12 protein-coding genes are annotated in these 12,273 nt (G+C 64.6%); 6 read left to right on the top strand and 6 right to left on the bottom strand.

The features are described from left to right. The first annotated feature begins 55 nt into the window (after positions 1-55). Positions 56-346, top strand: coding sequence for a hypothetical protein (locus ACT5M9_RS00535; protein ID WP_457978726.1), 291 nt, complete (start codon positions 56-58; stop codon positions 344-346). A 135-nt stretch (positions 347-481) separates the two neighbouring features. Here ACT5M9_RS00535 and ACT5M9_RS00530 read toward each other — a convergent pair whose 3' ends face one another. Then, on the bottom strand, positions 482-2,104 hold the full coding sequence (locus ACT5M9_RS00530; RefSeq protein WP_457978728.1) for an acyl-CoA synthetase: 1,623 nt from the start codon (positions 2,102-2,104) through the stop codon (positions 482-484). 336 nt (positions 2,105-2,440) lie between these two features. Here ACT5M9_RS00530 and ACT5M9_RS00525 point away from each other — a divergent pair, with 336 nt between their 5' ends. Beyond that, positions 2,441-2,980, top strand: coding sequence for a glycine zipper 2TM domain-containing protein (locus ACT5M9_RS00525; RefSeq protein WP_457978730.1), 540 nt, complete (start codon positions 2,441-2,443; stop codon positions 2,978-2,980). 82 nt (positions 2,981-3,062) lie between these two features. On the opposite strand, the gene ACT5M9_RS00520 is transcribed toward ACT5M9_RS00525, so the two are convergent. The 5 genes from ACT5M9_RS00520 to fadI all read right to left on the bottom strand — a co-directional run bounded on the left by ACT5M9_RS00520 (position 3,063) and on the right by fadI (position 8,680). Then, complete coding sequence (locus ACT5M9_RS00520; RefSeq protein WP_457978732.1) at positions 3,063-3,947, bottom strand: AEC family transporter; 885 nt, start codon at positions 3,945-3,947, stop codon at positions 3,063-3,065. Positions 3,948-3,955: 8 nt separating this feature from the next. Then, complete coding sequence (locus ACT5M9_RS00515; protein WP_457978734.1) at positions 3,956-4,513, bottom strand: YaeQ family protein; 558 nt, start codon at positions 4,511-4,513, stop codon at positions 3,956-3,958. Positions 4,514-4,699: 186 nt separating this feature from the next. Next, positions 4,700-4,840: a TIGR02808 family protein gene (locus ACT5M9_RS00510; RefSeq protein WP_083443334.1), complete on the bottom strand. Its 141-nt coding sequence runs from the start codon at positions 4,838-4,840 to the stop codon at positions 4,700-4,702. A gap of 367 nt (positions 4,841-5,207) precedes the next feature. Next, the gene (gene fadJ / locus ACT5M9_RS00505) at positions 5,208-7,355 is read right to left on the bottom strand and encodes a fatty acid oxidation complex subunit alpha FadJ (RefSeq protein WP_457978736.1); all 2,148 of its coding nucleotides are present in this window, start codon (positions 7,353-7,355) and stop codon (positions 5,208-5,210) included. 14 nt (positions 7,356-7,369) lie between these two features. After that, a complete protein-coding gene (fadI, locus tag ACT5M9_RS00500; protein WP_457978738.1) occupies positions 7,370-8,680 on the bottom strand; it encodes an acetyl-CoA C-acyltransferase FadI in 1,311 nt (436 codons plus the stop codon). Between the two features lie 182 nt (positions 8,681-8,862). Here fadI and ACT5M9_RS00495 point away from each other — a divergent pair, with 182 nt between their 5' ends. Genes ACT5M9_RS00495 through ACT5M9_RS00480 form a run of 4 tightly spaced genes read left to right on the top strand, consistent with a single transcriptional unit; the run spans position 8,863 to position 12,247 of the window. After that, positions 8,863-9,813: an AAA family ATPase gene (locus ACT5M9_RS00495; RefSeq protein ID WP_457978740.1), complete on the top strand. Its 951-nt coding sequence runs from the start codon at positions 8,863-8,865 to the stop codon at positions 9,811-9,813. A 30-nt stretch (positions 9,814-9,843) separates the two neighbouring features. After that, positions 9,844-10,740, top strand: a complete 897-nt coding sequence (locus ACT5M9_RS00490) for a DUF58 domain-containing protein (protein ID WP_457978741.1) — start codon at positions 9,844-9,846, stop codon at positions 10,738-10,740. Next, the gene (locus ACT5M9_RS00485) at positions 10,725-11,264 is read left to right on the top strand and encodes a DUF4381 family protein (RefSeq protein ID WP_457978742.1); all 540 of its coding nucleotides are present in this window, start codon (positions 10,725-10,727) and stop codon (positions 11,262-11,264) included. Before ACT5M9_RS00490 ends, ACT5M9_RS00485 begins: the two co-directional genes overlap by 16 nt. Then, positions 11,261-12,247, top strand: a complete 987-nt coding sequence (locus ACT5M9_RS00480) for a VWA domain-containing protein (protein ID WP_457978744.1) — start codon at positions 11,261-11,263, stop codon at positions 12,245-12,247. Before ACT5M9_RS00485 ends, ACT5M9_RS00480 begins: the two co-directional genes overlap by 4 nt. Positions 12,248-12,273 lie beyond the last annotated feature (26 nt).

Raw genomic sequence — 12,273 nt, 5'->3', positions numbered from 1 at the left:
TAGAAATTTCCCCTCGATAATGGCGCATCCCTTCCCCTCCACTCTCAGAGGTCCTATGAGCAAATATCAGTTCTTCCGTCAGGAACAGGATCCTGCCAGCGTCACCTTCCTGCTGATGTCCTCCCCCTCCTTCTTGCCAGAGAAGGAGCAGTTGCGCGAACAGGGCTTCGAGGTGGTGGGAGATTATATCGACGCGGCAGACGATGAAGAGGCCATCGCCAAGTTCAGAAGCGGCATGATTGAGCCCCTCTCCGAGTACAACAAAGCCACCGAGGCAGGGGGAATGTATTACTTCATCGCCGGGATCACCGAGTCCATCGGCAAGCGGCTAACGCTGATGGCCTGACCCGTATCTAGCCTTGGCCCCTTGGGCTAGCAGGCTCGTCTTGCAGCTAATCAGGGCCTTGCGGACACCTCTTGCTTCATCATTCCAATAAAAAAACGGGCCTTGGCCCGTTTTTTTGATTTCCTGCATTTCCCGTCACACCAACTGCTGGCGTAGCATAAATTTCTGCACCTTGCCGGTGGAGGTCTTGGGCAGCGGGGTGAAGATGATGCGCTTGGGGGCCTTGAAGTGGGCCATCTGCTCACGACAGAAGGCAATCAGTTCCGCCTGGCTGAGCTCCCTGCCCTCCTTGAGTTTCACGAAGGCACAGGGCACCTCCCCCCACTTCTCGTCCGGCATGGCGATCACCGCCGCCTCGTCCACGTCGGGATGACGGTAGAGCACGTCCTCCACCTCCAGGCTGGAGATGTTCTCCCCCCCGGAGATGATGATGTCCTTGGATCTGTCCTTGATCTCCACGTAGCCGTCCGGGTGCCAGACTGCGAGATCGCCGCTCCTGAACCAGCCCTCCGCCATCGCCTCTTCGCTGGCAGACGGGTTCTTGAGATAGCCTCGCATCACCACGTTGCCGCGCAGGAAGATCTCCCCCATGGTCTTGCCATCCTTGGGGACGGGGTCACCGCTGACAGGGTTCGCCACCCGCATCTCCCCCTGCAGGGGGGCAGTCACCCCCTGGCGCGCCTTGAGACGAGAAAGGGTCGTGGCATCCAGCCCTTCCCAACTCTGCTGAGGCTCGCACACCACGCAGGGGCCATAGGTCTCGGTCAGGCCGTAGACATGGGTGACGGCGATGCCCATGGCCTCCATCCCGGCGATCACCGTGGCCGGTGGCGCCGCCCCGGCGGTCATCGCCTTGATGAGGTGAGTGAGCCCCACCTTGAGGGCCGGATCCGCGTTGTTGAGCATGTTGAGGACGATGGGCGCGCCGCAGAAGTGGCTGACCCTGTGTTCATGCATGGCTTCGAAGATAGGCCCCGCCTGCACATGGCGCAGGCAGACGCTCACCCCGGCGGTAGCCGCCAGGGTCCAGGGGAAGCACCAGCCGTTGCAGTGGAACATGGGCAGGGTCCACAGGTAGACGGGGTGCTTGGGCAGCTCCCAGGAGAGCACGTTGTTGATGGCATTGAGGTGGGCACCGCGGTGGTGATAGACCACCCCCTTGGGGTTGCCCGTGGTGCCCGAGGTGTAATTCAGCGATATCGCCTGCCACTCGTCCCCCGGCAGCCAATGTGGCTCGCTCTCGTCCCCCGAGGCGATAAAGGCCTCGTAGTCGAGTTCCCCGATCAGTTCCCCCTCCCCATAGAGGGGATCGTCGATGGCGATGACCAGCGGCTGGTGATCGATCAGGGCCAGGGCCTTGCGGACCAGGGCGCCAAACTCCCTGTCCACCAGCACCACCTTGCTCTGGGCATGCTGGAAGATGAAGGCAATGGACTCGGCATCCAGGCGGGTATTGATGGTATTGAGCACGGCGCCGCTCATGGGCACCCCGAAGTGGGCCTCGAACATGGCGGGCACATTGGGGGCGACGATGGAGACCGTATCCCCCTCACCTATGCCATGCTGGCGCAGGGCCGAGGCGAGACGGCGACAGCGCACCTCGGTCTGGGCCCAGCTCTGCCGCAGTGGGCCGTGGATCACGGCCGGATAGTCGGGATAGACCCGGGCCGCCCTGGCCAGGAAACTCAAGGGGGTGAGCGCCTCGAAATTGGCGCCATTCTTGTCAAGGCCTGTCTCATAGATGTTCTGGCTCGTCATCGGATCCTTCCTCATGGGGTGCAAAGCGGCAAAGGCGGCCGGCCCGTGGCCGGGAGAGCGCCCTGGCATCATGCCGGCGGCGACCCTCTGGTAGTGGACAAAAGGGTATCAAGGGGGCAAGGACGCAGGTATTAGCAAAACGTAGTAGGCCAGCCTCTCCGTTCGTCCCCGAACCAGACTTTGTCGCCAAACACAGACGCCTTTTTCAATCGCTCGTTTTTTGCGTAGTCAGCCCTTGTCGCAAACAGGGGCCCCCTTGCTTGAGCGATGAGGACAAAATGACAAGAATGTCCGCAAGCCCCAAGGCGGGCAATCACAGTAGACAGGAGTAAAGAGATGAACAAATCCATGTTGGCAGGTGTCGGGATCGGTATTGCCTCTGCGCTGGCATTGTCGGCGGCGGCCAGCGGGTCCCTCTTCACATCCGAACCCCAGTTTGCCGAGGTGCTGGCCAGCAAGCCGGTCACCGAGACCATCAAGACCCCGCGCCAGGAGTGCCGCAACGTCACCGTCACCCACCGCAAACCGGTGCAGGATGAGCACAAGATCCTGGGCACCGTGGTCGGTGCCGCCCTAGGTGGCGTCGTCGGCCACCAGTTCGGTGGCGGCAGCGGCAAGAAGGTCGCCACCGCGGCAGGCGCCGTGGCCGGTGGTTACGCGGGCAACCAGGTACAGGGCAACATGCAGGCCGGTGATACCTACACCACCCAGGAGCAGCGCTGCAAGACGGTGCAGGACAGCAGCACCCGCACCCTGGGCTATGACGTGACCTATCGCCTCGCCGGCCAGGAAGGGGTGGTGAGAATGGAACAAAAACCCGGCACCACCATTCCGGTGAAGGATGGCAAGCTGGTACTGAGCAACGTGCAGGGTTGATACTCCGTTAGGAGCGCCCGGCCATGAAAAAGGCCCACCATCACGGTGGGCCTTTTCCATTTCTGCTTGCCGAAAATAGGAGTCAACCGCCCAGATGCAGCGCCAACCAGACCGCCAGCGGGATCACCAGCACAGAGAGCGCGTTGCCGCCGAGCACTATGCTGGCTACCTTCTCCGGCTGACACTGGTACTGCTCGCACAGCATGTAGTTCAGCACCGCCGGGGGCAGCGCCACCGACAGGGTCAGCAGCGGGAGCCACGCTGGATCCAGCGGCAACAGCCAGACCACCAGGGCCAGCGACAATCCCCCCGCCAGCAGATAGAGCAGGTTGCACTTGAGGGCCAACCCCAGATGCTCCAGCTCTCCTTCCATCAACCGGATGCCGAGGGCAAACAGCATGAGGGGCACCGCCAGCTGTCCCAACAGGGAGGCGCTGGTCACCACATAGGCGGGCAGCGGGATCTGCAGGTTGGCCACCAGCAGACCCGCCAGCGCCGCCCACAGCATGGGGCTGCGCAGCCAGAGCCAGCGGGAGGCGTTGGCCGAGAGCAGGAAGATCCCCACCGAGAAGTGCAGCAGGTTGGAGAGCACAAACAGGATCACGATGGCACCGAGCTGCTGCTCCCCGAAGGCCAGCACCATCAAAGGGATGCCGAGGTTGCCTGTGTTGCGAAACATGGCGGGCAGGATCAGCGCCGCCCGCTCCATCTCCTTGAGTCTGAGCAGGGAGAGCAGGAGGCCGGGCAGCAGGATCACCAGGGCGCCGGCGGCGATGAGGGGCAGATGATCGCCGAGCGCCAACGGGTACTTGATCAGCGCCGAGAACACCAGCGCCGGGGAGAAAAGCTCTATGTTGGCGCGATTGATATAGCCAAGCTCGGCCCCCCCGCGCAACCGGCCGTAGAGGGCCCCGAGAGCCACCACGGCAAACACCGGAATGACGATGTCGAGCAGGGTCGCGAACATGGGGCGGCTTACAGTTCCCGGGCGGGCTTGCCCATCAGCAGTATGGGGTCGAGAGTCACCTCCTGCTGACCGTTGCTCACCCAGAGCTGGCCATCAGAGATGGTGCAGGTGAGCGCCATGGTGCGCTCCACCATGGCGGTGAGCGGCAGGGTCTGGCTGTCGGAGAGCTCTATGATGCTCAGGTTGTCGTGCTGGCTGAGCTTGCCCTGGTTCTGCTTCCACCAGACGCTGGTGCCGCGGCCGCCATAGAGGTAGAGCACCACCTGACGGGAGCGGTTGCAGGCCTTCTTGAGCCGCTTCTCATCGGGTTGGCCGAGCTCCACCCAGAGCTCGATCTCGTCGGAATAGTTTTTCAGCCAGAGCTCGGGCTCGTCGTCCGCCGACAACCCCTTGGTGAACTCCAGCCGCTCGGCGGCGTGCCAGGCGAAGGCCGCCAGCCGGATCATCATGCGCTCGTCGGTCTCGGAGGGGTGACGGGCCAGGGTAAGGGAGAAATCCTGATACAGATGGCGATCCATGTCGGACAGACTGATTTGCGCCTTGAATACGGTTGCCTTGAGAGCCATAGAAACCTTGAATACCTTGAAGTGGAAAACGCGCCGAAAAGCTGCGCGCCAGTGTACTCAATATTGGCGTGGGGTTCGACCGCCAGACCGAAGATTTGCCCGGGGTGGCGCAGATAAGTGCTTAAAAGAGGGGAAAAACAAATGCCAGCCCTGAGGCTGGCATTTGGCGGTATGAACGGGACTGGATCACTTCTCGGCGGACTTGACCCCGAAGAGGTTGAGCAGCACGCAGCAAGTCACTGCGACGGCCACAAATCCGCTCAGGAAGATAAAGGGCATGGCCCCGTATCCCAATATGTTCCAGATGGTTTGTTCAAGCAGACTCATAATGTGTCCTTCATCCAGTGAAATGGGTGTCCCTCTTGGTTGCGGGTATGTTCCCGCTCCTATGGCGCTATTTGAACTCAAGCGGCCCCCAACGCCTATGCCACCAAAGTAATAAATGGGGGGCTAGTTTGCGCTAGATCAATTATTTAGCCCCAAATTGCCCGCCCGAGGTGGCAGATTGTCACGAGCTGGCCCCCTCCAGGCCTCCACCCTTATTTCAGCTTCTTTCCACCATCTCTGCCATCCGCCCTCATGAAGCAGTGACGCGGCCCATTCGGATAACCCATTCGGATGACGAAAGAGGCGACCCCGGGGTCGCCTCTTTGTATTGCGTCTAGCGTGTTTATCCGCCATGCGGGCCGCGGGATCAGTAGAAGGTCTGCTGCTCCGCCGCCATCGCCTTGAGCCGTGCACAGGGGGCGAAACGATCCCCGTGGCGTTTCTGGTAGTGCTCGAGACGGCCGACCAGATGGGCGATGCCGAGGCTGTCCATGTAGCGGAAGGGGCCGCCCAGGAAGGGCGGGAAGCCGATGCCGAAGATGGCGCCGATGTCGCCGTCACGGGCCGAGGCCACCACGCCTGCGTCCAGCGCCATGGCCGCTTCGTTCAGCATCATCAGCACGCAGCGCTCCGCAATTTCCTGACGGGCCAGCTTGGGAGAGACAGACACGCCGAGCACGGCGTAGACGCCGTCGTCCACCGTCTTCTTGCCTTCTTTGCCGGTGAGCTTGTTGCGCGGCGCGGCCTTGCCATAGAGGTAGAAGCCCTTGCCGTTCTTGCGCCCCTTGCGATCGTTTTGCAGCAGCTTGTCAAAGGCCGCCGGCGCCTGGAACTGCTCGCCGCCCAGCTCTTTCTCCAGGATGGGGGAGATCTTGGCCCCCACGTCTATGCCCACCTCGTCCAGCAGCTGGATGGGGCCGACCGGGAAGCCGAAGTCGAGCAGGGCGCCGTCCAGCACCTCCACCGGCTCCCCTTCCAGCACCAGGCGCGCCGCCTCGTTCATGTAGGGGGCCAGGATCCGGTTCACGTAGAAGCCGGCCTCGTCTTTCACCACGATCGGAGTCTTGCCCTGGGCGCGGGCGAAGGCCAGAGTGGTGGCCACCGTCTCGGTACTGGTGCCGGCGTGGGGGATAATCTCGGCGAGCGGCATCTTGTCCACCGGGCTGAAGTAGTGCAGACCCACGACGCGCTCAGGATGGGCGGCATTGGCCGCGATCTGGTGAATGGGCAGGGAGGAGGTGTTGGAAGCAAATACCGTATGCTCGCCGCATTCCCGCTCCACGTCTTGCACCATCTGGTGTTTGAGGGCGAGATCCTCGAACACAGCCTCCACCACCATGTCGACCCGCTGGAAGCCGGAGTAATCCAGGGTGCCGGACAGCATGTTCATCTGCCTTTCCAATTCGCTGCGCAATATCTGACGACGCTTGAGCTTTTTGGACAGAAGATCATAGCTGTAACGCAGGGCGTTGCCGATACCGGCGCTCCCTACGTCCTTGATCCGCACCGGGATCCCGGCCTTGGTGGCGGTGACGAAGGCGATGCCGCCCCCCATCAGGCCACCGCCGAGCACGGCGGCATGGGTTATCTTGCGCGGGGTGGCGCCCTGATAGGCGACCTCCTTCTTCATCTCCGTGGTGGCGAAGAAGAGGGAGCGCAGGGAGGCGGATTCCGGCGTCATCACCAGCTCGCCGAAGTGGCGGGCCTCGGCGGCCAGACCGGCCTGCATCCCCTCCTCCACCCCGATGCGCACCACTTCGAGGATCCGCTCTGGCGCCGGGTAGTTGCCGCGGGTCTTAGCTTTCACCCCCTTGCGGGCCTGATCGAACAGCACCTTGCGACCCAGGGCATTGGTTTCCAGCAGCTTGCCCTGCAGATCCCGTTTCAGCGCATGGCGCGGTTTGCCCTTCTTGGCGAGCTTGATGGCCGCCTCCAGCAGGATGGATTGAGGCACGACATCATCTGCCAGGCCGAGCTTCTTCGCCTGTTTGGCACGCACCTGCTTGCCGGTCAGGATGAGGTCCAGCGCCTTGGCCACACCGATGAGGCGCGGCAGGCGCTGGGTGCCGCCAGAACCCGGCAGCAGGCCGAGCTGCACTTCCGGCAGGCCCAGCACCGTCTTTCCGTGATCCGTGATGACCCGGCCGTGGCAGGCCAGGGCCAGCTCCAGCCCGCCGCCGAGGCAGGGGCCGTGGATGGCGGCGATCACCGGGATGCTCAGGGCCTCGATCTCGGCGAACACCTGCTGCCCTTCCCGGGCCAGAGTCTGGGCATCGGTGGCACTGGTGCAGGCTGCCAGCATGGCGATGTCGGCCCCGGCGACGAAGGAATCCTTCTTGCCGGAGATCACCACCAGGCCGATCAGATCCTTGTTGGCCTTGACCTCGGCCAGCAGGCTGCGGATCTCACCGGCAAAAGAGGCCTTGAGGGTATTCATGCTCTCGCCGGGCACATCCATGGTCAGGATGCCGATGCCGTCCTTGCGGATCTCCAGCGCGAAGGTATTGGTGCTCATCTTGTTCGTCTCCATCATTCCACCTCCAGCACCATGGCTGCCCCCAGTCCACCCGCGGCGCAGGCGGTGTTGAGCGCAAGCCCCCCGCCCCGGCGACGCAGCTCGTTGAGGGTCTGGGTGATCATGCGCGCACCTGTGGCGGCGAACGGGTGCCCATAGGCCAGGGAGCCGCCGAGCACGTTGAACTTGTCCATGTCCACCTCGCCGATGGCGCTGTCCCGGCCCAGCTTGTCCCGGGCGAACTCCTGGCTTGCAAACATCTTGAGGTTCGCCAGGGTCTGGGCGGCGAACGCCTCGTGCATGTCGATCAGGGTCAGGTCGGCCAGCGTGATGCCGGCGCGGTCCAGCGCCAGCGGGGTGGCGTAGGAGGGGCCCATCAGCATGTCCTGCCACACATCGATGGCGGAGAAGGCGAAGCTGCGGATGTAACCCAAAGGTTCCAGTCCCAGCTCTTTGGCCCGCCCCTCGCGCATCAGCAGCACGGCGGCGGCGCCATCGGTGAGCGGCGTAGCGTTGGCGGCGGTGACGGAGCCGTGCAACCGATCAAATACAGGTTTGAGCTTGGCGTAGCTCGCCAAGTCGGAACTCTCGCGGATGTTGTTGTCCCGCTCCAGCGGCGACTTGTAGGGGGGCACGTGGGCGGTGAACACTTCACTGCTCAACTTGCCCTCGGCCCAAGCCTGAGCAGCCAGAGTATGAGAGCGGTGCGCCAGGGCGTCTTGCGCCTCCCGGCTGATGCCGTGGCTCTTGGCCATCTGCTCGGCGGTCTGTCCCATGGAGAGACCGGTGGAGTATTCGGCCACCGCCGGCGGCACCGGCATCAGATCCTTGAGGCGCAGACGGCGCAATATATTGAAGCGCTGCTGCAGATTACGCGCCTTGTTCAAGTCCACCAGGGCGCGGGCCAGGGATTTGCTGACCCCGATGGGCAGCACGGAGGAGGAGTCCGCCCCGCCTGCGATGGCGATGTCGACGGTGCCGGCGACGATGGACTCGGTGACGTTGGCCACCGCCTGGAAACTGGTGGCACAGGCGCGCGACACGCTATAGGCATCGGTACTGACGCTCATGCCGGTGCCGAGCACTATCTCGCGGGCGATGTTCGGCGCTTCCGGCATCTGTACCACCTGGCCAAACACCAGCTGATCGATGAGCTTGGGATCGAGATCCGTGCGGGCGAGCAGCTCGCTCACCACCAGCTTGCCGAGATCCACCGCGGGCACCCCGTGAAAGGCGGTGGCCTGCTTGGCAAAGGGGGTGCGCAGACCCGCCACGACGGCAATCCGTTCGCCCTGGCTTGTCGTCAGTTTCAATGGCTGTTTCATCCTGGCTCCTTGGGTTGAAAGGTAGAGGTCTGACCTCATTTCGCCACATCTTAACAATCCAATCACAACTTTCATACGCCTGATTGAAACTAAATTGCCGCCATCTTGGCCCCCTCCCTCGCCCTCGTCGGACATCTGGGGTATAAAAAGAGCAACTTCTATTAAAACAACGGCTTCATCTCATGGCAGCGACCGGGTTCAGACAACTAAGCGACTATCTTGGCGGCCAGATCCTGGGTCAGGGCCCCCTCATCGAGGGGCTCCTGATCGCCCTGTTATGTGAAGGACATGTGCTGATCGAGGGGGCACCGGGTCTGGCCAAGACCCGGGCGGTCAAGGCGCTGGCCGGCGCCGTGGAGGGGCGTTTTGCCCGTATCCAGTTCACCCCGGACCTGCTGCCCGCCGATCTCACCGGCAGCGAGGTGTTTCACCCTCAGGATGCGAGCTTCGTGTTCCAGCCCGGCCCCCTGTTCAATCACCTGGTGCTGGCGGACGAGATCAACCGGGCCCCGGCCAAGGTGCAATCCGCCCTGCTGGAAGCCATGGCGGAACACCAGATCACAGTGGGCAAGAAGAGCTGGCGCCTGCCGCCGCTCTTTATGGTGGCAGCTACGCAAAACCCGATAGAACAGGAAGGGACCTATCCCCTGCCGGAGGCCCAACTCGATCGCTTCCTGCTCAAACTCATGGTGGAGTACCCGAGCCTTGCCGTGGAGCTCGCCATCCTGCAGCTCAACGCCAGGGGCGAGCAGGTTGCCCCCCCGCCCCTGACCCTGAGCCAGGCCGATCTGCAAGCCGCCCGCACCGAGGTCTTGGCGGTGCAGATGCAGGCACGCCTCGAGCACTACCTGGTACAGCTCGTCTGCGCCACCCGCCCGGGCAGCGGTCTCTGCCCGGAACTCGAACCCCTTATCACGGTCGGCGCCAGCCCCAGGGCCAGCATAGGGCTGGCACGCGCCGCCCGGGCGCGGGCCTGGCTCGCCGGGCGCGACTTCGTGCTGCCGGAGGATATCCAGCAGCTCGCCCCCGCCGTGCTGCGTCATCGCCTCATCCCCAGCTATCGGGCGCTCGCCGACAACCTCGACAACGAGGCCCTGATCGCCCTCCTGCTGGATGCGATACCGTGCCCCTGAGTCTTCCTCTCTCACCCCAGGCCAGCGCCCATGTCCTCGACCGCTGAGGCGCATCCCCGCCAGCATCCGGACATCGCCCTGTCCCTGGATCGTCTGCTGGCCATCCGGCTCTGGGCAAGAACAGGCCCGCGGGCCCGGGTGCACCAGGCGAGGCAAGGGCGACTCGGACGGGTGCCTGGCCTGAGCTTTCGCGAACTGCGGGCCTATCAGGCCGGGGATGAGGTGCGCCACATCGACTGGCGGGTCACCGCCCGCCTCGGCCGCCCCTACACCCGCCTCTATGGGGAAGAGCAGGAGCAGGCCCACTGGCTGCTGCTGGATCTCTCCCCCGCCATGTACTTCGGTTCGGGGCCGCAGCTCAAGGCTCGCCTCGGTTGCGAGCTCGCCGCCGCCCTGCTCTGGCAGGGGGAGAAACAGGCCAACACCCTGATCTGCCACGGGAGCGAGAGCCCCCTTGCCGTCCAGCGCGGCTCCCTCCTGCCCCTGCTGCAAACCCTCTGCCACCAATACGAGTTGGGACTGGATCGCGCCCCCGTCTCCCACTCCCTGGCGCAAACCCTGGCCCGGCTCAATTTGCCTCAGGGGGCCAGGCTCACCCTCATCGGGGATCACAGACCCTGTGAACCCGCCTTGCGCCAGCAGTTGCAACTGCTCGGCCGCCGTCATGACATCCACTACTGGCAGATCCGGGATCCTCTGGAGGCGGCGCTGCCGGAGGCGGGCCGGCTAGGGGTGCAGGCAGGCAGACGCAGCGGCTGGCTCGACGCGGGCAGCACCTCCTTCAGGCGGGACTATCAAGAGGCGGCGGAAGATATCGCCGAGCTCGGGCAGCGGCAGCTGTTACCCCTGGTGCAGCGGCTCTATCGCCTCGACAACGGCAAGCCCCTGCAGCGCCAGTGGCAGGAGGGTGGATGCCGGCTGATCTGATGATCCCCGAGGCTCCCCTCTCATCCGCCGCCCCGACAGAGCGGCTCGCCGAGATCCAGGCCCAGCTGCGGGACATCCATCCTGGCGCCCCCTTGGCAAGCCCCCAGGATCCCCGCCTGACGGCGCTCGGCTGGCTGCTGATCGCCCTGCTGGCCATCGGCCTGATCACGGTCCTCTCCAGGGCCCTCTGGCGCCAGCGCCAGTGGGCCCGCCAGATGCAGTGGCAGGGGCCGGATCTCATCCCCCGCCTGCAAGCCGTGCTGCGAGAGGCGGCGCTGGCCCGCTGGCCCGAGGCGCGCCCCCTGCAGGGGGAGGCCTGGCTCAGCTGGCTGGATAGCCAGGGGGGCAGCGAGTTTCACGCCTTCGCACAGGAGTGGCCACAGTGGCTCTATGGCAAGGGGGAGCCCGATGAGGGGCAGCGGGCCCGGCTGCGCCGTGCCTACCTGCACTGGGGGCGCCGCTGCGTCAGTTCACCGCGCCACCCTGGCCGCCGCACACGCCAGCCTCGCAGGCAGACCCCATGATCCTCGCCTGGCCCTGGTTCGCCCTCGCCCTGGTGCTGCCTTTACTGGTGCGCTTCGGACTGCCGCCGCTCACCACCGGCCGACGCGGCCTCGCCAGACTCAGGCACGAGGGCTTCCCCCTGTTGTTGCCCCAGGCGGGGCAATCCCTCTGGCGCATGAGCGTCTGCTGGTGCGCCCTGGTGCTGGCCCTGTGTCGCCCCCAGTGGCAGGAGGAGCCCCTCACTCATTACCAGACCAGCCGGGATCTCATCCTGGCGGTGGATCTCTCGGACAGCATGCGTACCCAGGACATGCTCGACGAGGGGGAGCAGCGCGACCGGCTCGGCGCCGTGAAGACGCAGATCCAGGCCCTGATCCGCGGCCGGGAAGGGGATCGCATCGCCCTGGTGGTGTTTGCGGATCACGCCTACCTGCTCTCCCCCCTGACCGAGGAGACAGAGGCCCTGCTGACCCTCTCCCGGGAGCTGGACTTCGATCTGGTAGGACGCACCACGGCCCTTGGGGAGGCCATACAACTGGCTCGCCAGCATGCAGAGCCAGGCCGCTCCACCGCCCTGGTGCTGGTGACCGACGGTCGCAACACGGCGGGCAATGCGGACCCCCTGACCGAGGCGAGGCAGGCCGCCGCCGCGGGGATCCGTCTCTATGCCCTGGGGGTGGGGGCCGATCCCGGTACCTTCGCCGATGCCCAGTCCCCCGGCAGTCAGGATCCCAGCGCCGAGCTGGACGAGCCCCTGCTCCAACAGCTGGCCGAGCTCGGCCATGGTCGCTATTTTCGCGCCCGCTCCCAGGCCGATCTCGCGGCCATCAACCAGGCCATCGACAGCCTGGAGCCCGTCGCCCGCCCCCAGGTGCTCTATCGTCCGAGCCAGGAGCTCTATCCCTGGCCACTGGCGCTGGCCTGGTTGCTGCTGATGTGGCCCGCTCGCCTCTCCTGGCCCTCACGCCTGCGACGCCAACCGCAGGGATCCGCCCATGAGTGACGGCCGGATGAAAGGAGCGATGTCAT

This window comes from Aeromonas sp. AE23HZ002T15 (assembly GCF_054165525.2).
Note: the sequence above shows the minus strand (reverse complement) of the source record. Positions and strands in the feature narration are given on the sequence as shown.

Excerpts from the sequence above, each read along its gene's own strand:
- ACT5M9_RS00535 (WP_457978726.1), top strand. The coding sequence starts at position 56 with ATGAGCAAATATCAGTTCTTCCGTCAGGAACAGGATCCTGCCAGCGTC.
- ACT5M9_RS00530 (WP_457978728.1), bottom strand. The coding sequence starts at position 2,104 with ATGACGAGCCAGAACATCTATGAGACAGGCCTTGACAAGAATGGCGCC.
- ACT5M9_RS00525 (WP_457978730.1), top strand. The coding sequence starts at position 2,441 with ATGAACAAATCCATGTTGGCAGGTGTCGGGATCGGTATTGCCTCTGCG.
- ACT5M9_RS00520 (WP_457978732.1), bottom strand. The coding sequence starts at position 3,947 with ATGTTCGCGACCCTGCTCGACATCGTCATTCCGGTGTTTGCCGTGGTG.
- ACT5M9_RS00515 (WP_457978734.1), bottom strand. The coding sequence starts at position 4,513 with ATGGCTCTCAAGGCAACCGTATTCAAGGCGCAAATCAGTCTGTCCGAC.
- ACT5M9_RS00510 (WP_083443334.1), bottom strand. The coding sequence starts at position 4,840 with ATGAGTCTGCTTGAACAAACCATCTGGAACATATTGGGATACGGGGCC.
- fadJ (WP_457978736.1), bottom strand. The coding sequence starts at position 7,355 with ATGAGCACCAATACCTTCGCGCTGGAGATCCGCAAGGACGGCATCGGC.
- fadI (WP_457978738.1), bottom strand. The coding sequence starts at position 8,680 with ATGAAACAGCCATTGAAACTGACGACAAGCCAGGGCGAACGGATTGCC.
- ACT5M9_RS00495 (WP_457978740.1), top strand. The coding sequence starts at position 8,863 with ATGGCAGCGACCGGGTTCAGACAACTAAGCGACTATCTTGGCGGCCAG.
- ACT5M9_RS00490 (WP_457978741.1), top strand. The coding sequence starts at position 9,844 with ATGTCCTCGACCGCTGAGGCGCATCCCCGCCAGCATCCGGACATCGCC.
- ACT5M9_RS00485 (WP_457978742.1), top strand. The coding sequence starts at position 10,725 with ATGCCGGCTGATCTGATGATCCCCGAGGCTCCCCTCTCATCCGCCGCC.
- ACT5M9_RS00480 (WP_457978744.1), top strand. The coding sequence starts at position 11,261 with ATGATCCTCGCCTGGCCCTGGTTCGCCCTCGCCCTGGTGCTGCCTTTA.